Source organism: Blautia sp. HA9023, assembly GCF_056504095.1.
On record NZ_JBWLUR010000010.1, the window covers coordinates 115,022 to 137,981 of the forward strand.

General features: G+C 46.2%; 16 protein-coding genes, 3 tRNA genes, 1 other RNA gene and 2 pseudogenes. 5 read left to right on the forward strand and 17 right to left on the reverse strand.

Features of this window, described 5'->3' with window-relative positions; all coding sequences use genetic code 11:
• Positions 1 to 376 precede the first annotated feature (376 nt).
• Positions 377 to 448 (forward strand) — tRNA-Glu (locus tag AC04Q6_RS16115).
• A 111-nt stretch (positions 449 to 559) separates the two neighbouring features.
• Here AC04Q6_RS16115 and AC04Q6_RS16120 read toward each other — a convergent pair.
• Both AC04Q6_RS16120 and AC04Q6_RS16125 read right to left on the reverse strand, forming a co-directional pair.
• Positions 560 to 820, reverse strand: coding sequence for a Txe/YoeB family addiction module toxin (locus AC04Q6_RS16120; protein WP_021977921.1), 261 nt, complete (start codon positions 818 to 820; stop codon positions 560 to 562).
• Entirely contained in the window at positions 820 to 1,077 is a 258-nt protein-coding gene (locus AC04Q6_RS16125) for a type II toxin-antitoxin system Phd/YefM family antitoxin (protein ID WP_021977922.1), read from the reverse strand. The genes AC04Q6_RS16120 and AC04Q6_RS16125 overlap by 1 nt, the downstream gene beginning before the upstream one ends.
• Positions 1,078 to 1,236: 159 nt before the next feature.
• Here AC04Q6_RS16125 and AC04Q6_RS16130 point away from each other — a divergent pair, with 159 nt between their 5' ends.
• Entirely contained in the window at positions 1,237 to 2,400 is a 1,164-nt protein-coding gene (locus AC04Q6_RS16130) for a ComEC/Rec2 family competence protein (protein ID WP_118071136.1), read from the forward strand.
• Between the two features lie 253 nt (positions 2,401 to 2,653).
• Here the strand turns inward: AC04Q6_RS16130 and AC04Q6_RS16135 are convergent, their stop codons facing one another.
• The 5 genes and pseudogenes from AC04Q6_RS16135 to AC04Q6_RS16155 all read right to left on the reverse strand — a co-directional run bounded on the left by AC04Q6_RS16135 (position 2,654) and on the right by AC04Q6_RS16155 (position 10,161).
• Positions 2,654 to 4,807, reverse strand: a complete 2,154-nt coding sequence (locus AC04Q6_RS16135; RefSeq protein ID WP_021977924.1) for an RNA degradosome polyphosphate kinase — start codon at positions 4,805 to 4,807, stop codon at positions 2,654 to 2,656.
• Between the two features lie 16 nt (positions 4,808 to 4,823).
• Positions 4,824 to 6,359, reverse strand: a complete 1,536-nt coding sequence (locus AC04Q6_RS16140; protein WP_021977925.1) for a Ppx/GppA phosphatase family protein — start codon at positions 6,357 to 6,359, stop codon at positions 4,824 to 4,826.
• A gap of 34 nt (positions 6,360 to 6,393) precedes the next feature.
• On the reverse strand, positions 6,394 to 7,713 hold the full coding sequence (locus AC04Q6_RS16145; protein WP_021977926.1) for an ATP-binding protein: 1,320 nt from the start codon (positions 7,711 to 7,713) through the stop codon (positions 6,394 to 6,396).
• 21 nt (positions 7,714 to 7,734) lie between these two features.
• Positions 7,735 to 8,866: pseudogene (gene pheA, locus AC04Q6_RS16150) on the reverse strand (prephenate dehydratase).
• Positions 8,866 to 10,161, reverse strand: coding sequence for a bifunctional folylpolyglutamate synthase/dihydrofolate synthase (locus AC04Q6_RS16155; protein ID WP_118071135.1), 1,296 nt, complete (start codon positions 10,159 to 10,161; stop codon positions 8,866 to 8,868). Before AC04Q6_RS16155 ends, pheA begins: the two are co-directional and overlap by 1 nt.
• 192 nt (positions 10,162 to 10,353) lie before the next feature.
• Between AC04Q6_RS16155 and AC04Q6_RS16160 the strand changes: the two genes are divergently transcribed.
• The 3 genes from AC04Q6_RS16160 (at position 10,354) to AC04Q6_RS16170 (ending at position 12,179) form a co-directional block, all read left to right on the forward strand.
• Entirely contained in the window at positions 10,354 to 10,755 is a 402-nt protein-coding gene (locus tag AC04Q6_RS16160; RefSeq protein ID WP_021977929.1) for a putative ABC transporter permease, read from the forward strand.
• Positions 10,756 to 10,824: 69 nt separating this feature from the next.
• Positions 10,825 to 11,748, forward strand: coding sequence for an aspartate carbamoyltransferase (gene pyrB / locus AC04Q6_RS16165; RefSeq protein ID WP_021977930.1), 924 nt, complete (start codon positions 10,825 to 10,827; stop codon positions 11,746 to 11,748).
• On the forward strand, positions 11,742 to 12,179 hold the full coding sequence (locus tag AC04Q6_RS16170) for an aspartate carbamoyltransferase regulatory subunit (RefSeq protein WP_021977931.1): 438 nt from the start codon (positions 11,742 to 11,744) through the stop codon (positions 12,177 to 12,179). The genes pyrB and AC04Q6_RS16170 overlap by 7 nt, the downstream gene beginning before the upstream one ends.
• A gap of 1,171 nt (positions 12,180 to 13,350) precedes the next feature.
• On the opposite strand, the gene rnpB is transcribed toward AC04Q6_RS16170, so the two are convergent.
• The 10 genes and pseudogenes from rnpB to AC04Q6_RS16220 form a co-directional block, all read right to left on the reverse strand.
• Positions 13,351 to 13,700, reverse strand: an RNA gene (gene rnpB, locus AC04Q6_RS16175) — RNase P RNA component class A.
• 324 nt (positions 13,701 to 14,024) lie between these two features.
• The gene (gene selD / locus AC04Q6_RS16180; protein ID WP_476389775.1) at positions 14,025 to 15,059 is read right to left on the reverse strand and encodes a selenide, water dikinase SelD; all 1,035 of its coding nucleotides are present in this window, start codon (positions 15,057 to 15,059) and stop codon (positions 14,025 to 14,027) included.
• A gap of 202 nt (positions 15,060 to 15,261) precedes the next feature.
• Positions 15,262 to 16,929 carry a nucleoside kinase gene (locus AC04Q6_RS16185; RefSeq protein WP_021977934.1) on the reverse strand — a complete coding sequence of 556 codons (1,668 nt, stop codon included), beginning with the start codon at positions 16,927 to 16,929 and terminating at the stop codon, positions 15,262 to 15,264.
• A 25-nt stretch (positions 16,930 to 16,954) separates the two neighbouring features.
• Positions 16,955 to 17,737 carry a Nif3-like dinuclear metal center hexameric protein gene (locus AC04Q6_RS16190; RefSeq protein WP_021977935.1) on the reverse strand — a complete coding sequence of 261 codons (783 nt, stop codon included), beginning with the start codon at positions 17,735 to 17,737 and terminating at the stop codon, positions 16,955 to 16,957.
• Positions 17,724 to 18,452 (reverse strand): tRNA (adenine(22)-N(1))-methyltransferase, encoded by a 729-nt coding sequence (locus AC04Q6_RS16195; RefSeq protein WP_021977936.1) that lies wholly within the window; start codon positions 18,450 to 18,452, stop codon positions 17,724 to 17,726. The genes AC04Q6_RS16190 and AC04Q6_RS16195 overlap by 14 nt, the downstream gene beginning before the upstream one ends.
• On the reverse strand, positions 18,445 to 19,572 hold the full coding sequence (gene rpoD / locus AC04Q6_RS16200) for an RNA polymerase sigma factor RpoD (RefSeq protein ID WP_021977937.1): 1,128 nt from the start codon (positions 19,570 to 19,572) through the stop codon (positions 18,445 to 18,447). The genes AC04Q6_RS16195 and rpoD overlap by 8 nt, the downstream gene beginning before the upstream one ends.
• Positions 19,573 to 19,611: 39 nt before the next feature.
• Positions 19,612 to 21,404: pseudogene (gene dnaG, locus AC04Q6_RS16205) on the reverse strand (DNA primase).
• A 19-nt stretch (positions 21,405 to 21,423) separates the two neighbouring features.
• Positions 21,424 to 22,434, reverse strand: coding sequence for a deoxyguanosinetriphosphate triphosphohydrolase (locus AC04Q6_RS16210; RefSeq protein ID WP_021977939.1), 1,011 nt, complete (start codon positions 22,432 to 22,434; stop codon positions 21,424 to 21,426).
• Positions 22,435 to 22,688: 254 nt separating this feature from the next.
• Positions 22,689 to 22,773: transfer RNA gene (locus tag AC04Q6_RS16215), tRNA-Leu, on the reverse strand.
• Positions 22,774 to 22,799: 26 nt separating this feature from the next.
• Positions 22,800 to 22,884: transfer RNA gene (locus AC04Q6_RS16220), tRNA-Leu, on the reverse strand.
• Positions 22,885 to 22,960: the final 76 nt, after the last annotated feature.

Sequence of the window (22,960 nt, forward strand, 5' to 3'; positions counted from 1 at the left end):
ACTTACTTGATTCGGGTCAAGCGGATATTCGCAATCCGCTTCGCTACTTGCTCATAACCAAATAACTGCTCCGCAGTTTATCAGGAGAAGTTTGCACTCCTCCTGATACAAGCAAGTCCCCACCCACTGCTTATTGCTTTTCGCAATTGAAACAGGGGACTTACTTGATTTGGTTAAAAGACTGATTTCTTCAGCCGCCACAGCCTATCTATTCTATCAAACCCCCTTTAAAACTGCAAGTAAAATCCTGCCCCTGAAATCCCTCGAAAATTTTTTTAAAAAAATTGAAAAAAATACTTGCATTTTGAAAAAAAGTGTTATATACTAACGAAGTCGGTTGAGGAAAACAACTTAAACGACAGAAACGAATGAATATGGCCAGTTGGTCAAGGGGCTAAGACGCCGCCCTCTCACGGCGGAAACACGGGTTCGATTCCCGTACTGGCTATTCTAAAAAGCAGTTAGAATAATTCTAACTGCTTTTTTCGTTATTCTGAAAATAATAAAAAAACAGGAAGCATAAAAAAGTCCCTCATTCTTCAGATGCTCCCTATCACATTCATCTCGTATAATGATATCTGCAAGCCAGTATATAAACATTTTCATCATCTATCTGATAAATCAGCCGGTCCTTATCATTAATACGTCTTGACCAGAAACCTGCCAAATTTCCTGTCAAGGGTTCCGGTTTACCGATCCCCTGATTGCCATTCCTGCATATATCCTCTATCAGCGCATTGATCTTCTTCAGTGTCTTTTTATCTTCGGTCTCCCAGTAAACATAGTCTTCCCATCCGTTCTGCGTGAATACCTTATTCATCATTCAACCTCTTTCAACTTATGAATACCTGCTTTTCCTTCCTGTAACTGTTTCTTTGATTCCATAATCCAGTCATAATTTGCGCGATCTTCCATAAGATAAAGATTTTCCATAAGATTGTTGTAGGATTCTTCCGACATCATCACCACATTTCTGTTGTTTTTACGAGTAACGATCATGGTTTCATAGTCATCTGTAACCTTATCCATATAATTTTTCATATTTTCCCGTAAATTCGTATAATTTACCGCTAACATATACGCCCTCCTTTTCTGTACAGTATTCTGTACTTTTATTATACGTACATTATATACAGCTGTCAATAATCTATACAAAACATGGATTTTTTTGCATTTTTTTATTTTCTGTTTTATAATTTTCCCTGAAAAAATACTTATGATAAGGGGTGACTTCTCATGCATCACAAACTTTCTTTTCGCAGAAAACTGCAGGCGTTTTTTCTTTCGCTGCTGCTTGTTCTGCTGACAGCCGCAGGAGTTCCCTCTGCTGCTTATACAGCTGAGGCTGCTTCTGCTGACACGACAATGGCTGTCCATTTTCTGGATGTGGGACAGGGACTTTCGATCCTGGTACAGTCGCGGGGAGAGAATCTTCTGTATGACGGCGGTGACCGGGGACATTCCAGTTTCGTGGTTTCGTATCTGCAGAAACAGAATATTTCTACCATCGACTATATGATCTCCTCCCATTATGATGAGGATCATGTGGCTGGTCTCGTAGGATGTCTGGACAGTTTTTCCGTAAAAAATGTGATCGGCGCGGATTATGTGCAGGATACGAAGATCTATCAGTCTTTCGAGAACAGTGTTGCCTCTCAGGGACTGACTGTGCAGCATCCGGAACCAGGAACGGATTTCGCCTTCGGAAGCGGGAAATTTACGGTTCTTTCTCCCCAGTCTATCAGCAGCAATGATAACGATAATTCTGTTGCGATCCGACTGGAAAACGGAAGCAATCATTTCCTGTTTACGGGAGATGCGGAGTCTGCCGGTGAGGAAGCGATCTGTAATCTGGGACTGGATCTTTCCTGCGATGTGATCGTTCCGGGGCATCATGGTTCTGCCACTGCTACTACCTGGGATCTGCTCCAGGAGACAGTTCCGGAATATGCAGTGATCAGCTGTGGCGCCGGTAATTCCTACGGGCATCCGCATAAGGATACTATGGACAAACTTGCCGATATGGGAATCCAGGTGTTTCGTACGGATGAGCAGGGTACGGTTATCGCGGTCAGTGACGGAAATAATATTGAATGGAACCAGAGTCCGTGTAATGATTATTCTGCAGGTGATGAATCGGATACCGGTACGCAGCCTTCTTCTGCTTATGATAATTCCGGTGCATCCGGCTATGATTCTTCCGATGGGGCGGCTTCGGATTCTCAGGCTGAAGTGCAGGCTGATCCGGAACCGGTCGGGGATATGGTATGGATCTCTGCTACCGGAAGCAAGTATCACCGAATCCCCAACTGCGGAAATATGAACCCGGATAATGCTACGGAGATGACGCGCGCGCAGGCGGAAGCTGCGGGGTATGGGGCTTGTAAGAAGTGTTATTAGAAACGACAATGTATTTCAGACCTGGTGAGTATTATGTCATGTTAACGTAATATGGATAATCTTTAAGAATATTATTTAAGGACAGCTGTATCATACATTGATATGATATGGCTGTCCTTTTCTTTATGTATCTTATTATTTTCTCTTCTGTAGGGTCCTGGCTTATGCCTGGGTAGATTCTGGCTGATTATTGTCTCTTATTCGAAGTTCAATTTCCAGCATTTCCTGATTGTCTTCAATTCTCGTTCTTACATTATTTTTCAATATCCTCCGCCGGCTCGGCCGGTACGAAGACTCTCTTCTTTTCTTTCTTCTCTTTTTTTGCGGCTTTGGCCCGCTCGGTGGCTTCCAGGCAGAATTCCATCTGGGAATTTATCAGGGTTTTTCCCCGTTTATCCTGTTTCTCATAGAGACCGGAGGGCTTAAGGATATGCGCTTTTACATTGTCACGGAATTCCAGATCCAGCACATGTTTGATCTCGTCCTTGATTCCCTCATCTTCCACAGGGAAAACGATCTCCACACGACGATCAAGATTACGTGGCATCCAGTCTGCACTTCCCATGTAGATCTCATCGGAACCACCATTATGGAAATAGAAAATCCGGCTGTGCTCCAGGAAATTGCCGACAATGGAACGCACATGGATATTTTCACTGATACCCGGAATGCCCACCTTCAGACAGCAGATACCACGAACCAGAAGATCGATCTTTACACCGCAGGAAGAAGCGTAATACAGTGCCGCCATGATCGCAGGGTCACACAGGGAATTCATCTTCGCCACAATGTGGGCCTCTTCTCCGTCTTTCGCATGCTGTGCTTCTCTCTCGATCATTTTTACAAAACGGTCTTTCATCCAGATGGGCGCAACGATCAGACGGTTCCAGCGTTTCGGCTCGGAATATCCGGAAAGCATGTTAAAGACAGCCGTTGCATCCTCACCAAACCGCTCATCACAGGTAAAAATACCGCAGTCTGTATAAAGTTTGGCTGTGGAATCGTTATAGTTTCCGGTTGCCAGATGGACATATCGGCGGATTCCGTTTTCTTCTCTTCGCACAACAAGGGTGATCTTGCTGTGTGTCTTCAGTCCTACCAGACCATAAATTACATGACAGCCTGCTTTTTCCAGCATTTTGGCCCAGACGATATTGTTTTCCTCGTCAAAACGTGCTTTCAGCTCCACAAGAACAGAAACCTGCTTGCCGTTTTCTGCTGCCTGAGCCAGCGCTGCAATGATGGGGGAATTGCCGCTGACACGATACAGTGTCTGCTTGATTGCCAGTACATCCGGATCTTTTGCCGCCTGGCGCACAAAATTCACCACCGGATCAAAACTCATATATGGATGATGCAGGAACACATCCCCTTCCCGGATCACCTGGAAAATGTCTTTATCATTCTGAAATGCCGGTACTGCTGCCGGTTTGTACTTCGGCTCCTTGAACTGATCATATCCATCGATACCATAAACCTTCATCAGCATAGTCAGATCCAGCGGTCCGTTGATAAAAAAGATGTCATCTCCGTGAACCTGAAATTCCATTTTCAAAATATCCAGAAGCCTCGGGTCCATCTTATCTTCCACTTCCAGACGGATCACTTCGCCCCACTGACGCTTTTTCAGCTGTTTCTGGATCTCCACCAGAAGATCCTCCGCCTCATCCTCATCGATGGAAAGATCTGCATTACGCATGATCCGGTACGGATGTGCACAGATCACATCGTAGCTTAAAAACAGTTTGTCAATGTTCCGCTCAATGATCTGCTCCAGAAGCGTTACGGTTGTATGACCTTTTTTTTCGGAAGGGATGATCACCACTCTCGGAAGCACGGAAGGCACCTGCACGGTGGCAAAATCTATCTCTTCTTTTCCTTTTTTGGTATCTTTTCTGGAAAGAAGTGCTCCGATGTTCAGTGTCTTGTTACGGATCAGCGGAAATGGTCTGGAAGAATCCATTGCCATGGGTGTCAGAACCGGATATACATTATCCTCAAAATACCGGTCTACAAATTCCTTCTGTTTCTCAGAAAATGCCTCATGCTCAAAGATCACATGAAGTCCTGCTTTTTCAAGGGCAGGAACCAGAGACCGGTTTAATGTACTGTACTGTACGTGAACCAGATCATGGGTCTGCTGGCTGATGGCTTTCAGCTGCTCTTTGGCTGTCATTCCCGCAATGTCCGTTTTTTTGTACCCTACATGAACCTGGTCTTTCAGGGATGCCACACGGACCATATAAAATTCATCCAGATTGGATGAGGTAATACTCAAAAATTTCAGTCTCTCAAACAGAGGCAGATTTTTGTCCCTGGCCTCACTGAGTACGCGGTCGTCAAATTTGATCCAGCTCAGCTCTCTGTTTACAAAATATTCCGGTTTGTCAAATTCCTTAAATTTCATACAAAAACCTCCTCCGTTATCTTCTTCCTTTCCGTCTCATTACAAGCCGGATGCCAAACACCTCTTCAAAAAATTCCTTTTTATCTTTCAGAAGACCCAGTTCCAGGGAAACATCTTTCGCAGAATCCACTACCAGATAAAGAATTCTGTCCTTCAATGTTACATTGAGAGCTTTTACCTTCTGGTAATGGCTTCTGTCCATGGCATTGGCCAGACGGAGAATTGCTGTCAGCTTCGCTGTCAGGAGATAATTTTCCCTGTTCATGGAAGTTTCACGGTTGATCTCTTCATAGCAGCCGAATTCTCTGGTATTATACCGCACCGCACTTGCGATCACCTGCCGTTCCTCTGTGGAAAGGCCAATGATCTCCGTAGCCATGATGATACGGTAGGAACATTCTGCAACATCACTCATACTGATATATTTTCCGCAGTCATGAAGAAGAACCGCGATCTGCAGAAGAAGGCGTTCACGTTTTCCCATGCCGTGGATCTTTTTTGTACTGTCAAAAATATCCAGTGCCAGATCGGTGGTTCCTGCAATGTGATTCTTTCCGCTGGAATACCTTTTGGCAATATTTGCGGACGCCACCAGGATATCATTTTCAAAATTGTGGGCGCTTTTCAGATATTTGTTTTTTTCTGCATAATCATAGGCAATTCCATCCAAAAGAGAAACACCGGGGATCCACAGTGCTTCCGCCTGAAAAATTTCTATGAAATTTCGGATAATAACCATGTTCGGCACGATCAGGGAAGCATATTCCGGTTCCAGTTCCATGGATTCCGCAAGATCATAATCTGACATGTTTACGATGGTCTCGTATTTCTTCAGGAATTCTTCCTTTGTGATCATATTCTCCCCGGATCTGTCCTGAAAAATCGTATCTGTGAGAAAATCTCCCATCAGGATCAGATTGGAAATTTCTTTATCCTTAAGATAGAGCCGCTGGAAACACATCAGATCGTTGCGGATAAATTCCTCCACCAGCCGGTCATAATGTGGAGTTGTTTTCTCCAGTTCTTTTAACCGTTCACGGATACGAAGACTTCCCATTCGGATACTCTGGGTCAGCACCAGCGCATCTTTGTCAAAGAGGGAAATCTGCAGGTTTCCACCTCCGATATCCAGAATTGCCGTGCCTTTCTGAATGGCTTTTTTGAAGCCGGATTCAATGGCCGCAATGGATTTATATCCCAGAAAATGCTGCTCCGCATTGCTTAAGATCTCCACACGGATCCCGGTTCTCTGGAAAATCTGTTCCAGAATAATCACCGGATTCTCCAGTTCTCGCAGGGAGCTTGTGGCACACGCACGCCAGCTTTCCACCCCAAAGTCAGCCATCATGCGTTTAAAATCATCAAGGATCCCACAGAGTTCATCCACAGTTTCCATCTCAAGCCGTCCAGCCGCATAAGTTCCCCGCCCCAGTTCCAGCTGGTAACGAACGTCATTAATCTCCCGGAAACCGGTCCGCTTTGACATTTCAAAAATCTTCATGCTGACTTCATAGGATCCTATATCAATTGCCGCAAAGGTTGTCACCGCCATAGTTCATCATCCTTTCCCCCAATACACAGGTGGACTATTTTCTCTTTTCTTCCTCTGTTCCCACAATGTAATCAATAAACTGCTGTGCGGCACGTCCGGTCAGTCCGCCATGAGAAAGTTCCCACTGGTTGGCTTTCAGAAGAAGCTCATCCTCCGGCATGGTAACGCCATAACGGGCTGCCAGTGTGCGGACGATCTCCTGGAACTGTTTTTTGTCCGGTTTGCCAAAATAGATACGGACTCCAAAACGATATACCAGGGAAAGTTTCTCCTGTACGGTATCGGAAGAATGCAGATCGTCTTCATCTGCGATCTCCAGCTTGTCTGCCGCACGCTCACGCACAAGATTACGTCGGTTACTTGTTGCATAGATCAGGACATTGTCCGGTTTTTTCTCAAGACCGCCCTCGATCACTGCTTTCAGATATTTATATTCAATCTCAAATTCCTCAAAGGAAAGATCATCCATATAAATAATAAAACGATAGTTACGGTTTTTGATCTGGGCGATCACTTCATTGAGATCCTGGAACTGATGCTTGTAGGCCTCAATGATGCGAAGACCCTGATCATAATACTGGTTCAGGATACCCTTGATACTGGAAGATTTACCGGTTCCCGCATCACCAAAGAGCAGACAGTTGTTTGCCTTTCTTCCCTGCACAAAGGCCTCTGTGTTTTCGATGAGTTTTTTCTTGGCGATCTCGTAGCCTACCAGGTCATCGATCTTCACATGTGCGATCCTTGTGATCGGCTGGATTTCTACTTTGCCATTTTCATCATGGCCGATACGGAATGCTTTGTGAAGACCCAGCTTACCTACACCAAAATCCTTGTAAAAAGATACCATATCATCCATGAACTCTTCTGTTGTGGCAGCTGCTGCCAGTGTTTTGCTCATCTGGCAGATACGGTCACGGATTCTGGTATTAAAGAGCTTGCTGTTCTCATCCGGTGTCTGATAATCACAGATCACTTTACAGCATACCGTTCCAAACACTCTGTCAAATACTGTGATATCAAAATCATACAGTTCCTTGAATATCTGAAAATCATTCTTTGCCAGGTCATTGATGCTGCCTTTGATAGCCCCACGGATCTCGCTTGCCATGCTGAAGGCATTCTCGTGATTTACCAGAAGAAATGTAAGATATGTATGCCAGATATTTCCGGAAAATCCATACATTCCCGCCAGTTCCACCAGCCCGTTGATGCTTTTGAAAAACTGGTCTTCTTTTGCCTTCAGAGCTTCTTCATCAGATTCATAAAGATTGATAAGCTCTGCCATATTGTTCAGTATCTCACCGTCCGAAAATCCACGGTAAAGGATACATTCCTGAATTCTTGCCAACATAATAAATAACTCCTCTGTATCTTAATAATTTCCAAGAACACGGAGAACATTCGCCTCCGCCTCAATTCCTCTTAACGCATTTTCCACAGCGCTTTCACCAAGTTTTCCTGTAAAGTCCACGAAGAAACGGTATTCCCAGGATTTTCCCGGGATGGGACGGGATTCGATCTTAGTCATGTTCAGCCCGTTGTAGATAATGTGGGAAAGCCATGTTGTAAAGGGTTCCGCTTTCATGAGGCAGCTCAAAACAGATGCTGATCTTTCCGGCTTTTTCCTCGTACTCCGGCTTCCGGCTTACAATGATGAAGCGTGTGGAGTTTGCTTTTTCCCGGCAGATGTTTTCCGCAAGGACCTTAAGGCCGAATACCTCGCCTGCCTCACGGCTTGCGATGGCTGCCACACCTTTATCTCCCACTTCGCTGACCTTTTTGGCTGCGCCTGCGGTGTTTTCCACTTCTTTCTTTTTCCAGGACGGGTACTCTTCCAGAAAGGCTTTGCACTGAGCAAGTCCCTGTGGATGGGAGCAGACTTCCCTGATATCTTCCACCGTTGCATCCGGCATTCCAAGAAGCACATGATCCACACGGATGATCTGCTCACCTACGATATAAAGTTTGTATTCCATGAGAAGGTCGTAGATATCAGCCACGATACCTGCGGTGGAATTCTCGATGGGAAGTACCGCATAGTCTGCTTTTCCGTGGGTTACATCCTCCATGGCTGTACGCCAGGTTTTTACGTGATAGCTTTCGATATTTTTCCCAAAGTACTGGCGCATGGCTGCATAGCTGTAGGCTCCCTCGACTCCCTGGAATACAACGGTTGCATTTTCAAGGGGAACATGCTTTACAGTTGTAAAATTACGCTCTCCGTAAATCCCATGTTCTGTAAGCAGCTGATACTGTCTCTTACGGCTGATGGCCATGATCTGGCGGAAAAGCTCCTGCACGCCAAGGCTGTTAAAATCTCCGTGAGCTTTTTCTTTCAGGGTATGGATCTTCTGGCTCTCACGTGCCGGATCCAGTACCTGTTTGCCTGTTTTTATTTTATATTTAGCGACTTCCTCACTCACCTTCATTCGTTTTTCAAAGAGACGTACGATCTCGCTGTCAATCTCATCGATCTCGTCTCTGTATCTTTCCAAATCAGTCATTAATTTCCTCCGTTATGTTTCCTGATAATTTCTGTAAGATCCCCAAGGAATGCCAGGGAACCAAAAGCAATGATCACATCCTCTTTTCCTGCCAGATGATAGGCTTCTGCCACTGCAGATTCGATATTATCAAAAGCCCTTACATCGGAATGGAACTCCCGCACTGCATCTGCCAGCTCCTGGGGAGTCAGTGCTCTGGGATTATCCGGTGCCGCAATGGTGAGGATGGTATCTGCATATTTTTCTGTTTTCTGGATGACTTTGCGGTAATCTTTGTCGCGGAACATTCCCATGATGTAGATGATCCTTTTTCCCTTAAAATACCGCTCAATGGATGCAGCCAGCATGTCTGCCGCAGCCGGGTTATGAGCTCCGTCAACCACAAAATCCGGCTCTGTTCCAAGAAGTGCGAATCTTCCCGGCCAGGTGGTACGTTTCAGCCCATCCTGTCTCTGCTCCAGTGTGGTTGGGTATCCCTGCTCATTCAGGATCTCCAGTGCCCGAAGCGCTGCCACCGCATTTTCTTTCTGGTAGGCTCCTGCCAGGGATATCGTGTACTTCTCATCTTTATAAAGAAACGTCTGGCCGGTTATGGATGCTTCCAGTACTTTTGCACAGTCCCGGTCTGCTACTTCGTATGGTACATTCTGTTCTTCGCATACTCTTCGTATGACCGTTTCTGCTTCCGGCTGCTGTTTTACCGTCACCATATGGCTGTCCGGTTTAATGATGCCGGCCTTTTTTTCTGCTATCTCGCCCAGGGTATTTCCAAGAAATGCCGTATGATCCATACTGATAGATACCAGAATGGAAAGAACTGTGGTACGGATAATATTGGTGGCATCCAGATCGCCGCCCATACCAACTTCCATTAATACAAGATCGCATTTCTCATCCTGAAAATAAAGAAATGCGGCTGCTGTTTCAATTTCAAATACTGACGGATGCGGTTTGCCTTCTTTTACGATCTCATCGATCACTTCCGCGATCCTTGTCACATATGCTGCAAATTTCTCTCTGCTGACAGGCTCTCCGTTTACTTCCATCCTCTCTCTGTAGGAATAGACAGCCGGGGAAATATATCTTCCCACACGATAGCCTGCACCTGATAAAGCGGAATACAGATATGCGATCACAGACCCTTTTCCGTTGGTTCCCGCTACGTGAACGTACTTCAGTTCATCCTGGGGATTTCCAAGCCGCCTCATCAGCTCCCTCATATTTTCCAGTCCCAGAACGATCCCTTTTTTCAGTTCTGCGGTTCTGATGTAGGCACGACTTTCTTCATAATTCATCGTCTGTTTTTCTCCTTCCGCATGTGTTGAAAATATAAATAATTTCGTTCATTATAACCCACGTGTATATTTTTTTCAAGGCAGGGGAGACTATTAAAGATGCTTTTCCACGTTAAATATATATAAAGTTAAACTTCCCATTTTCTGCTTTCGAAAAGAGAAGTTTTTTTGCTGATGAGAAGGAGCTTTAAGATGCAAAAGAAGGATTTTTTTCTTTGTGGTTTTACAGGCTGGTGTCTGGAAATTTTCTGGACCGGTCTTCATTCTCTTTTCACCGGAAACTTTACCATGATGGGCAAAACCTCTCTTCTGATGTTCCCGGTTTACGGTCTTGCAGCCCTGATCCGGCCGGCTTACTGTAAACTTAAAGGTTTTCCGGTTATGGTACGGGGGATTTTTTACAGCTGCGGGATTTTTTTCGTGGAATTTTTAATCGGATCTTTTTTTCAGAAGCTTCATATCTGTCCCTGGGACTATTCTCACGTTCCGCTCCAGTATAAAGGGGTGATCCGGCTGGACTATGCACCCTTATGGTTTCTCACCGGTCTCTTTTTTGAGTGGCTTCTTCGACAAAATCCTCGGAAAGTCTCTTGAAAATCTCACAGTTATATTATATGATAATTGGAAGGAATCTGATTTCCAGTAAATAATTGGAGGTACAACATGAGACATTTAATGAGTCCGTTGGATTTCTCGGTTGAAGAGCTCGAGAAGCTTCTGAATCTCGCCGATGACATCGGGAAAAATCCCAAAAAGTACGCGCATACCTGTGATGACAAAAGGCTTGCGACACTGTTTTACGAACCAAGTACACGTACACGTTTAAGTTTCGAGGCAGCCATGATGAATCTTGGAGGAAAGGCTCTTGGTTTTTCTTCCGCTGATTCCAGCTCCGCTTCCAAGGGCGAGAGTGTTGCCGATACTATTCGCGTTGTTTCCTGCTATGCAGATATCTGTGCTATGCGTCACCCGAAAGAAGGTGCTCCGCTTGTAGCTTCTATGGCATCCAATATCCCGGTGATCAATGCCGGCGACGGCGGCCACCAGCATCCTACTCAGACATTAACTGATCTTTTAACTATCCGTTCCCTGAAAGGCAGACTTGACAATATCACGATCGGTCTCTGCGGCGATCTGAAATTCGGACGTACTGTCCATTCTCTGATCGAGGCTCTGGTCCGTTATGAAAACGTAAAATTTGTCCTGATTTCTCCGGAGGAACTTCGTATTCCAAGTTATATCCGTGAGGATGTTCTGAAACGTAACAATGTGGAATTTGTTGAAGAGGAACGTCTGGAGGATGCTCTTCCGAGTCTTGATATCCTGTACATGACCCGTGTTCAGAAGGAGCGTTTCTTCAATGAAGAGGATTATGTCCGCATGAAAGATTTCTATGTTCTGGACAAACAGAAACTGGAGCTTGCGCCGAAGGATATGTATATTCTTCATCCGCTTCCGCGTGTCAATGAGATCTCTGTTGAAGTGGATTCTGATCCGCGTGCCGCTTATTTCAAACAGGTCCAGTACGGTGTTTATGTACGTATGGCCCTGATTCTTACTTTACTGGAGGTGGAACTGCCATGTTAAACGTAGGTGCTCTTCGTGAAGGTTATGTTCTGGATCATATCAAAGCCGGCAAGGCTATGACAATTTATCATGACCTGAAACTGGATAAACTGGACTGTACCGTTGCCATTATCAAGAATGCCCGCAGCCAGAAAATGGGCAAAAAAGATATCATCAAGGTTGAATGCCCGATCGAAGATCTGGATCTGGATATCCTTGGTTTTATCGATCATAATATTACGGTAAATATTATCAAAGACGAGAAGATCGTTGCCAAGAAAGAGCTGAAGCTTCCGAAACAGGTTGTGAATGTGATCAAATGCAAGAATCCTCGTTGCATCACTTCCATCGAGCAGGGACTGGATCAGATTTTTGTTCTTGCTGATGAGGAAAAGGAAGTTTACCGGTGTAAGTATTGCGAAGAGAAGTATAGCGGTAAACGGAATAAATAATAAATAGTAACTATATTAACGAACGGACGCGTCCGGTCCCCGGTTCGATATTCGGCTGTTTCGGAGCCTAGGAATACTACGGCTTCTGCAAAGGCCTGAATATCGAACCGGGGACCGGGCGCTGTTTTTTGGCTATTATATACGGATGTTTTTATTTTTTCTGTTATATTGTAATCAGACAATTTCTTTCTTGTGTCTTTTTGCAGAAAGGATTTTTTATGGCACAGAAAGAAATGATTACAAATGATAAAATCGGTTCTGCAACTGTAGTTCAGCATGAGGATGCGGTTTTAAAAACTGCCGCTCAGTTCTTTGCTAAGGAGTTGCTTCCTTATCTTGGTATTGATGGGAAGGTTATATCTTCTGCTCCTACAGAGTCCATTGTCCTCAATCTTAAGAAATTCTATGAAGATATCAATCTTATTATGGAAGATGGTACATGGAAGCATTTTGAGTTCCAGAGCAAGAATGAGGGAATTCCCAGTTTGAAACGTTTTCGTTCCTATGAAGCTGTCACCACATACGTTCTTTATTCGGGAAATATACAAAATCCGGTCACTTCATTTACCGAAGGAATAAACACTTATCATGTTATTCCGATCATAATGAAGGATCACAGTGCAGATGACCTGATCAAAACGCTGAAAGAGAAAGCTTCTTCTGGAGACATTCTTACAAAAGCTGATCTCGTTCCACTGACTCTGATTCCTCTGATGGACGGGCAGCTTTCCCAAAAAGAACGATTTCTTCAGGCATTTTCTCTGACTGAAAATACAAAAGATATTTCATCGGAAGATCTTCAGAAAATCGAGGCAATGATCTATACCATGGCAGATAAGTTTCTTGAAAATGATGATTTTGAACATGTTAAGGAGGGAATTCGTATGACACGTTTGGGTCAGATGCTGTTTAATGATGGTTTTAATGACGGTTTCAATAATGGTTCCCAGAAAAAGCAGCTTGAGATTGCCAGAAATCTGATAGGGAAACTCAGTGATGCTTCTATTGCTGAAACTACAGGTTTGCCTTTGGATGTGATTCTGAAACTGAAAAAAACAAACTATGAAAGTATAAAGTTTCTGACGTTCTTTACCAAAAAAGCAACTGCTATTTCGCGGGTCTATAAACTGGCCGCAAAATACAGTTGCTTTTATTATATGCTTATTTATTATACACAGTCAGACCGATAAGCCGGGTTATGTCGTTGAGTGATCATCTATCTAGGCCTTCCGTTGCCAGAAGGCTCCAGCGACCTACCTGAAAGCACGACGGGCCGCCGTATGGCTTTCTTCTCGGTCTTGCTTCGAATGGAGTTTACATGTGCCCGCTCTGTTACCACAGCGGCGGTAGTCTCTTACACTGCCTTTCCACCCTTACCCCGCAAAGGAGGCGGTTTATTTCTGTTGCACTGGTCTGGGAGTTACCTCCACCGGACGTTATCCGGCATCCTGCCCTGTGAAGCCCGGACTTTCCTCGTCTGAACCCTTTCGTCTGTCCAGCCGCGATCACCTGGCCTGGCTGCGCATCTGATATTTTAGCACAGGTACGCAAACTTGTAAAGTTTGATTTTTTTTACATTGCCATGTGGGCGGATGGCTGCGCGGAGCGCATTTCAATGCGGTAAGTGTATAGTTGCTGACTTTTGTCTGTATGCTACAGAATTCAGAGTGGAACGCTATGCCGAGCTAGCTCCTAAATTCTTCGGCATTTATGCTGAAAAGCTGTGCCGACACAGCCACACTTTCACAATTCCAGGACAGGACACCGTCTGCTTCCGTCCCCTGCCACGTATTTATGTTTTTTCCTACCAACTGGAAATGTCAGCTCCCTCTGGCGTCCGGCTTCCTACCAAATCTCCAACGTCCACTCCCGTCTATCCACAACCTCACCGATCATTCCAGCCTCCAATCCAGCCTCACCCATTCTTTTCATAATCTCCTCTGCCTCTCTCTCCGGCACCGCCGCCGACAGTCCCCCGGAAGTCTGCGGATCAAACACCACATCCTCCCTCCAGAGCACCGCCTGGCTTTTCACACCAGTTTTTTCAGCAAACTCCCGATTCCGGTAAGCCCCACCCGGGATCAGGCCCATAGAAGCAAACTTCTCCACATCCGGAAGCACCGGCAACTTCTCCGTATCAATCACGATCGTCCGCTCACTGGCCACAGCCATCTCCGTGGCATGCCCTCCAAGACCAAACCCCGTCACATCCGTACAGGCATGAACCTCAAACTCTTTCAAAATCTCACAGGCATCCCGGTTCAACCTCTTCATGGAATCCAACACCGCCCTACGGGCACCTTCCGTCACCAGATCTGCCTTGATCGCCGTATTCACGATCCCCGCACCCAGCGGCTTCGTCAAAATCAGCTTATCCCCCGTCTGCGCCCCAAAATTCTTCCAAAACTTCCTCGGATCCACAAAACCCGTCACACTAAGCCCATACTTCGGCGTATCATCCTGGATCGTATGGCCACCGGCAAGAACCGCGCCAGCCTCCATCACCTTATCCGCACCACCACGCAAAATCTCCCCCAGGATCTCCACATCCATATCTTTGGGAAACGCCACAATATTCAAAGCCGTCTTCGGAGTTCCACCCATGGCATACACATCACTCAACGCATTCGCCGCCGCGATCTGACCGAAATCATAAGGATCATCCGCCACAGGCGTAAAAAAATCCAGTGTCTGAATCAGCGCCAGATCAGAGGACACCCGGTAAACCGCCGCATCATCCGAAGTATCCGTCCCCACCAGAAGATCCGGATCGCAGAACTTCGGCAGTCCGCCAAGAACCCCTGCCAGGGTTCCCGGTCCCACTTTTGCCGCACAGCCACAGTTTGGAGCCAATTTTGTCAGTTGCACTTTCTCTCTCATGATCATTTTCCCTTTCCTTTAAGTCCTGTAAACTCTAGCCGACATCTATACGCCGCAAAGAACTTTAACTTTTTTTGATCCACACCCAAAAGACTCCATACACCACAGATCCTACGCACAGAGAAAATCAGAACAATCCCATCTTTGCGCCAACCGATATCTGCACTGCACAGAGCCTTCTATCTACACATATCTTTATTTATTATACATTAAAACAGCTGCCACCGATAAACTCCCTCAGAAGCGAGTTAAACGGAACCCCCTCACAGGGCACCGGCACAAAATAATCCAGGAACTTCAGAAGCCTCTTCGCCTCCTGATACTCCGGCTCACTCTTATCAATTCCAAAAAGCAGTGGCTCCGCATAAACCTTCAGGCAGGCAAGCTCATACACAAGAGCGGAATTAAACATCACATCCGCCTCCTCCTGGAATGGAAAAATATTCTGCTCCTCACCACGCCGTACAGACGGCCATCTTGCAATGGTATCCTTTGCAGAAGTTCCTCGTGTACGCGCATCACGGACAATCCGGCGGATCAGCCTGCCATCTGTAGTCGGGATCCGGTTATGTTCATCAATATTCAGCTGTGTCAGAGCACTGATATAAATCTTAAACTTGCTCTCTTTTGGAAGGGCATAGCTCAGTTTGTCATTAAGCCCGTGGATTCCCTCGATCACCAGGATATCATCTTTTCCAAGCTGAAGTTGATCTCCCCGGTATTCCCTGTATCCGGTCTTAAAATTAAAAGTAGGAAGATCCACTTTCTTTCCAGCAAGAAGATTCAGCATATCCTCATTAAACTGCTTGATATCAATGGCTTCCAGGCACTCAAAATTCTTTTCCCCGAATTCATCAAGCGGGGTATGCTCCCGGTTCACGAAATAATTATCCACACCGATGGGGTGAGGCTTCAGGCCATGAGCTGCAAGCTGAATGGACAACCTGTGGGAAAAACTGGTCTTTCCTGAAGAAGAAGGACCTGCGATCATTACAAACTTCACATTTCCTCTTCTCTGGATCTCCTCGGCAATGGAAGAAATCTTCGCCTCGTGAATCGCCTCCTGGATCAGCATCAGGCTCTGAACACCCTCTCTGGTGATCCGGTCATTGAGGTCCCCCACAGTGGCAACATCCAGCTTGTCGCCCCATTCTTCCGATTCCTTCTGCACATGAAAGATCTTATCCTGCGGCTCAAAATCCTCCAGAACATCCGGTGTTTTCTGACGCGGAAGGATCAGTACAAAACCTTCGTCATAAAGCTGCAGGTCAAAATACTGCACATAACTGGTATCCGGTGCCATAAAACCGTAAAAATAATCCTCAAAATTCTCCAGACTGTAAATATTTACCCTGGAAACACGGCGGTAACGGAACAGTTTTTCTTTGTCATACATATGATGCCTGTGAAACATGGAAATGGCATCATCCGTGCTGACACTGCGTTTGTAGATCGGAATTTTCTGATCTACCAGCTCCCGCATCCGCACTTTCACCTGGTCAAGAAGCTCCTGATCCAGGGTTGCACTGCCTTTCATGGTAAAATAAAGACCATTTCCCAGAGAATAATGGATTACCACATGATCCACATTTTCCTTTCCGGCCACATCAAAAATTGCTTTCAGAAGGATAAAGATCGCACTTCGCCGGTAGGTTTTACGGCCGGCACTGTCCTTTGTGGTTATAAATCCCAGGGTACAGTCATGCCGCAGCTTCTTGTGAAGTTCTCGGAGTTTTCCGTTCTCAGTTACAAGAATCACCGGATACTCTGTTTCTCCCTCATAATCCTTTACAATCTCGGAATATGGGGTCATCTTGGGGTATTCCCTTGTTTCTCCGTTTATGGTCACTTTTATCATCGTCTGTTCCATAACACTCACCTCCACAGGCTTATACTTATAAAACAATATATGGATTTTTCACACTGGCGCAGGTCGTCTTAAGATCCGGGAACGCTTCATTCAGTTCCCTCTCCATGGCTTCCGCAAAAATATACTCCGTGCCATAATGTCCCGCATCTACGATCGCCAGTCCATCCGCCATGGTATCAATGGCAGTATGATAATCAATATCTCCGGTCACATACACATCCGCACCGGCTGCCATCACATCACGGATCATGCTCTTTCCGCTTCCTGTACAGATTGCCACAGTCTCGATCCTCTGATCCAGATCGCCGTAAACCCGCACATCTGGAAGGCAATTGCATTCTTTTACATATTTTCCAAACTCGCCAAGAGTCATGGCACGGGGAAGTTTTCCCACGCGGCCGAATCCCTCCGGCTGCTCCCCGGACTCATCGGTAACTGTAAGCACCTTTGTATCCTGAAGTTTCAGATAATCTGCGCTTAAATCTGCCATACCGATCACATCATAATTGGTATGCATGGCAAAGTACGGGATATCCTCCCGGATCAGACGTAAGATCTTCCTTCCGGTAAAGGTATGATTGTTGATCTTCTTGATCCCGGAAAAGATCATGGGATGATGGGTAAGGATCATGTCCGCGCCGGCCGCCACTGCCTCATCCAGCACTGGTTCTGTAAGATCCAGTGCAAGGAATACATGGGAGATTTCTTTCTGATCATCTCCCACCAGAAGTCCTACATTGTCCCATTCCTCCGCAAATTTCTGCGGATGGCGGATATTCAGCCAGTTAATCAGTTCATATGCTTTCATATCGTTTCAGAGCTGTATGAATCAGCTCCATTTCCTCCTTTACTTCTGCCAGACGGCTTTTTGCGGAAGCAGACTCTGCCCCGGAAAGACCGGCCAGTATCTTCTTACGGATGGATTCCTCCCTGAGAAGATATTCCCTCAGAACCGGATGGCACTTTTTCAGAAGAAGTGGCCCAAACCAGGCTTCTTCCTCTGTATAGGCAAACTGTTCTCCGGATTCTCTTCGCACCGCTTTCATCATTGGATAAAACTTTCCGTCTTCTTTTATCATTTCCTCTCTTACGATCTCCCAGCCGATCTCAGAGAGAAAATGCCGGAAATGAGGAAGGTCCGACTGAGGCTGCAGGATCAGTTCCTGAAACCCCTCCCGGACCTTCGCTCCCTCATTTAATATCCTTTCCATCAGAGGACCGCCCATTCCCGCAATCACCAGGGTATCACCTTCCCCCGGCTCAAGCTTCGTAAGCCCATCACTTAAACGGGTCTCTATGTAATCTTCAAGACCATAGCGGGAAATATTCTCCCTAGCTCTTGAAAGCGGTCCCGGACGTACATCCATGGCAATAGCTGACGGAACTATTCTTTCCTCAACAAGATAGATGGACAGATAGCCATGGTCACATCCTACGTCTGCCAGCCGGTTTCCTTTTGTTACCATACCGGCAATGGCACAAAGACGCATGGAAAGCTGTACGGATATATTTTTATCAGTCAAGGTAATCCTTCAGCTTGCGGCTGCGGCTGGGATGACGCAGTTTACGCAGAGCTTTCGCTTCGATCTGACGGATACGCTCTCTTGTAACGTTAAACTCTTTACCAACTTCCTCCAGAGTTCTGGCACGTCCGTCGTCCAGACCGAAACGGAGGCGAAGAACTTTCTGCTCACGGTCAGTAAGAGTGCTCAAAACCTCTACCAGTTGCTCTTTCAGAAGTGTAAACGCAGCTGCATCTGCAGGTACCGGAACATTATCATCCTGGATGAAATCGCCAAGATGGCTGTCTTCCTCCTCACCGATCGGAGTTTCCAGAGATACCGGCTCCTGGGAGATCTTAAGGATCTCACGTACACGGTCTACCGGCATGTCCATCTCCTCAGCGATCTCTTCCGGCGTAGGTTCACGTCCAAGCTCCTGAAGCAGCTGACGGGAAACACGGATCAGCTTGTTGATCGTCTCAACCATATGCACCGGGATACGGATGGTACGTGCCTGGTCCGCAATGGCTCTTGTGATGGCCTGACGGATCCACCAGGTTGCATAGGTACTGAACTTGTAGCCCTTTCTGTAATCAAATTTCTCAACTGCCTTGATAAGACCAAGGTTACCTTCCTGGATCAGATCAAGGAACAGCATTCCACGTCCCACATAACGCTTGGCGATGCTGACAACAAGACGGAGGTTCGCTTCTGCCAGACGCTTCTTGGCAGCTTCATCACCTTTTTCCATTCTTTTTGCAAGCTCGATCTCCTCGTCTGCACTCAACAGGCTGACTTTACCGATTTCTTTCAGGTACATACGGACCGGATCCTCGATGCTGACACCTTCCGGCACGGAGAGGTCGATCTTGTCAAGTTCTACCTCTTCTTCATCATCCAGGCCTTCCATATCCATATCGTTATCAAGGAGGAGTTCGTCACCGCTGTTGTCTGTGATACGGAGAACGTCCACACCGCTGGCCTCCAGGAAGTCAAAGACTTTCTCCATCTGATCTACTTCCAGTGGAGAGTCCTTGAAGAAGTCGCTGATCTCCTGATATTCCAGCACATTCTTTTTCTTTTTCGCAAGTTCAAGAAGCTCTACAAGTTTCTCGCTGAATTTTGCCATATTCATTTCCATAGGTGCTCTATACCTCCATATAGTGTTTATATTTTATCCTTAATTGAAAGAAATATGCAGTTGCTGCCTCTTTCTTCCAAGGTCTTCCAGTTCTTTTTTTGCTTTTATCAGTTCCTGAAGCCCTGCCATGTCTGACGGGTCCCAGGTACGGTTTTTTTCTTTGAGGCTCTCTTCCTTGATCCGCAGCAGCGTATCAGAAAAGGCTCTCTGCTGTTCTCCTTCGTTTTCCAGATGAATGGTGGCATTAAAAAGTGATGCCACTTCTCTCTGTTCCTCGCTATCTGTAAATGCATTGAGAAGTTTTCCCGGATTGGTCTCTCCTTCTTTATGCTGGTCAAACAGCATCTGGGCCACCTCTTTATACAGCGGCACCACAAAATCTGACGGTGAAATATATTTCTCCACCTGTTCAAAGATCCCCGGATAATTCACAAGCCAGGTAAGCATCAGCTTCTGGGCCTTATCTGCGGCGGATTCTTTTTCTTTGTTTCCGGAGTCCCGGATTTCGGCTGGATCCGCTTCTCTGCAGGCGTTCCTTTCAGAGCCAGTGTGTTGACCCTTTTCCGGATATCTTCCGTGCCCACTCCATAGCGGCCATATTCCTTCACAATTGCTTCTATATAAAGATTCCTTTCCAGTTCGTCGGAAAGTTCCAGCAGCATTTCGGCGCACCGCTCAAAAAACTGATTCTGTCCCTGAGGTGCATCCATCGCAAATTCCTGCTCTGCAATATGCACACGGAACATAAAACTGTCCATCGCCTGGTTCAGACGCTCTTCAAAAGCCTCCGCGCCCTCATTCTTGATAAACTCGTCCGGATCCTTCCATGGCTTCAGGCTTACCACCCTGGACGTAACCCCTGCCTCCCGAAGGATCGGGATCGCACGGAGAGCCGCACGGATGCCTGCGCCGTCACTGTCGTAAAGAAGCAGGACTTCCTTGGTGTAACGTTTCACAAGACTTCCATGTCCGGATGTCAGAGCGGTTCCAAGAGATGCCACTGCATTGGTAAAGCCTGCCTGATGCATGGCGATCACATCCATATATCCCTCACAGAGGATCAGGTAATTCTTCCTGGTGGTCCTGGCCACATTCAGTCCGTAGAGATTCCTGCTCTTGTCAAAAATCTTCGTCTCCGGTGAATTCAGATACTTGGGCTTGCCATCTCCCATGACACGGCCGCCAAAACCAATGACCCGGTTATTTACATCCATGATCGGGAAGATCACACGGTTCCAGAACTTGTCATACATTCCCCGCCGCTCATCCACATTAAACAGCCCGGATTCCCGGAGAAGTTCATCACTGTAGCCTTTTCCCTTGAGATATTTGTACAGGTCATCGCTGTACTTGTCCGAATATCCAAGGCCGAATTTCCGGATGGTTTCCTCCGAAAGACCTCTGCCTGTCAGATAGCCGTAGGCAGTTTTTCCTCCTTCTCGCCGGAGCTGATAGTAAAAATACTGAGCTGCCAGCTTGTTGATTTCAAGAAGCGCCGCTCTCTGTTCTGCTTTTTCTCTTGCTTCCCTGGAATATTCGATCTTCGGAAGCTCTACTCCTGCCCGGTCAGCCAGATGTGACAAAGCCTCACCAAAAGAATAATTCTCATATTCCATGATAAAATTGTATACGTTTCCTCCTGCCCCGCAGCCAAAGCAGTAATACATCTGCTTGGATGGCGTCACGGAAAAAGAAGGAGTTTTCTCATTATGGAAGGGACACAGTCCGAAATAGGAACTTCCCTTCCGTGTCAGTTTCACATACTGGGATATCACGTCTACAATGTCATTTTTCATTCGGACTTCTTCTATGATGTCATCTGAATAACGCATGTTTATCCCTCTTTTCCATTTAATAGACCTCCCAGGACTTCGGTATGTAGATCTCCCTGAATTTCTCCATGGAGTACTGATCTGTCATTCCTGAAATGTAATCACAGACTGCCTGTTCCTTGGGTACTCCCCGGTATTCCACCAGTTCTCTGTATTCCCTGGACATTGCCTCCGGGTGATCTGTATAATATTCGTATAGTTCACTCAGCATCTTGATGGCTTTGTCTTCTTCCTTCTTGGCAACCGGATTCTCATAGACATTCCGGAACATCAGGGCCCGAAGTTCCATCATCGCCTCAAAAACATCAGGCGACATGGAGATGCTGTCTTTATCCATACTGTTCTCTATAATATTATGTACGAAAGTATTCAGCCGTTCTCTCGTGGTATATCCGAGAAAAGTTCTCATTGTAACAGGAATGTCATCTTCTGTGATGATTCCCGCACGCTGAGCATCGTCCATATCGTGATGGATATAGGCGATCTTGTCAGAAAAACGCACAACCTGGCCTTCCAGAGTAGAAGGATTTCCACTGGTACGGTGATTCATGATCCCGTTACGGACTTCCCAGGTAAGATTCAGTCCGTTCCCGTTCTTCTCCAGTACTTCCACAACCCGGACGCTCTGTTTATAGTGGGCAAAACCTCCAGGATGTATCTGATCCAGCGCTCTTTCCCCGGCATGTCCAAAGGGCGTGTGCCCCAGATCATGGCCCAGCGCAATGGCCTCCACCAGATCTTCATTAAGCCGGAGTGCCTTGGCAATGGTACGGGCAATCTGTGATACCTCCAGTGTATGCGTCAACCTGGTACGGTAATGATCTCCCTGCGGTGCCAGAAACACCTGCGTCTTATCTTTCATGCGGCGAAAAGCCTTGCAGTGAAGGATCCTGTCCCTGTCCCGCTGATATGCGGTACGCACATCGCATTCCTCTTCCGGCCGGTCTCTGCCTCTGGTATCTGCGCTGTGAGACGCATAGGGACTTAACAGTTCCCGTTCTCTCTGTTCCATATTCTCTCTGATGTTCATAAGCACTTCCTCCACAGTCTGACAAACAGCGGCGATAAAATACCCTCTGTTAATTATATTCTACACAAAACCGCAAATTCCTCTTTTCTGAAAAAAAAATTCAAAAAATATTGGTTTTATCGTCTGTTCCAACCTGAAGGTGTCCAAAATTCTCATATTGTATATGAAACGAGAACAAATATGCAAACCGCTCCTCGATTTACTTTCATATAGCCAAAAACAGAGCTGCGATTCACAGCTCTGCCTTAAAGTCATGCGGAAGATGGGACTTGAACCCACACGAGCGCAATGCTCACAAGATCCTTAGTCTTGCTCGTCTGCCAGTTCCGACACTTCCGCATATCGCATTTCATGGAAATTTCCAATGCGGAAGATGGGACTTGAACCCACACGAGCGCAATGCTCACAAGATCCTTAGTCTTGCTCGTCTGCCAGTTCCGACACTTCCGCATGACCGCATTTCCTTGGGATTTTTTATTTTCTCCCTCGCGACAAGTGATAGTATAACAAAGTGGTTCCTATATGT

Coding starts and splice junctions, on each gene's coding strand:
- AC04Q6_RS16160 (WP_021977929.1), top strand. CDS start 10,354: ATGCAAAAGAAGGATTTTTTTCTTTGTGGTTTTACAGGCTGGTGTCTG.
- AC04Q6_RS16185 (WP_021977934.1), bottom strand. CDS start 16,929: ATGGAACAGACGATGATAAAAGTGACCATAAACGGAGAAACAAGGGAA.
- AC04Q6_RS16130 (WP_118071136.1), top strand. CDS start 1,237: ATGCATCACAAACTTTCTTTTCGCAGAAAACTGCAGGCGTTTTTTCTT.
- AC04Q6_RS16135 (WP_021977924.1), bottom strand. CDS start 4,807: ATGAAATTTAAGGAATTTGACAAACCGGAATATTTTGTAAACAGAGAG.
- AC04Q6_RS16170 (WP_021977931.1), top strand. CDS start 11,742: ATGTTAAACGTAGGTGCTCTTCGTGAAGGTTATGTTCTGGATCATATC.
- rpoD (WP_021977937.1), bottom strand. CDS start 19,572: ATGGAAATGAATATGGCAAAATTCAGCGAGAAACTTGTAGAGCTTCTT.
- AC04Q6_RS16125 (WP_021977922.1), bottom strand. CDS start 1,077: ATGTTAGCGGTAAATTATACGAATTTACGGGAAAATATGAAAAATTAT.
- AC04Q6_RS16155 (WP_118071135.1), bottom strand. CDS start 10,161: ATGAATTATGAAGAAAGTCGTGCCTACATCAGAACCGCAGAACTGAAA.
- AC04Q6_RS16190 (WP_021977935.1), bottom strand. CDS start 17,737: ATGAAAGCATATGAACTGATTAACTGGCTGAATATCCGCCATCCGCAG.
- selD (WP_476389775.1), bottom strand. CDS start 15,059: ATGAGAGAGAAAGTGCAACTGACAAAATTGGCTCCAAACTGTGGCTGT.
- AC04Q6_RS16145 (WP_021977926.1), bottom strand. CDS start 7,713: ATGTTGGCAAGAATTCAGGAATGTATCCTTTACCGTGGATTTTCGGAC.
- AC04Q6_RS16140 (WP_021977925.1), bottom strand. CDS start 6,359: ATGGCGGTGACAACCTTTGCGGCAATTGATATAGGATCCTATGAAGTC.
- AC04Q6_RS16210 (WP_021977939.1), bottom strand. CDS start 22,434: ATGAACATCAGAGAGAATATGGAACAGAGAGAACGGGAACTGTTAAGT.
- pyrB (WP_021977930.1), top strand. CDS start 10,825: ATGAGACATTTAATGAGTCCGTTGGATTTCTCGGTTGAAGAGCTCGAG.
- AC04Q6_RS16120 (WP_021977921.1), bottom strand. CDS start 820: ATGAATAAGGTATTCACGCAGAACGGATGGGAAGACTATGTTTACTGG.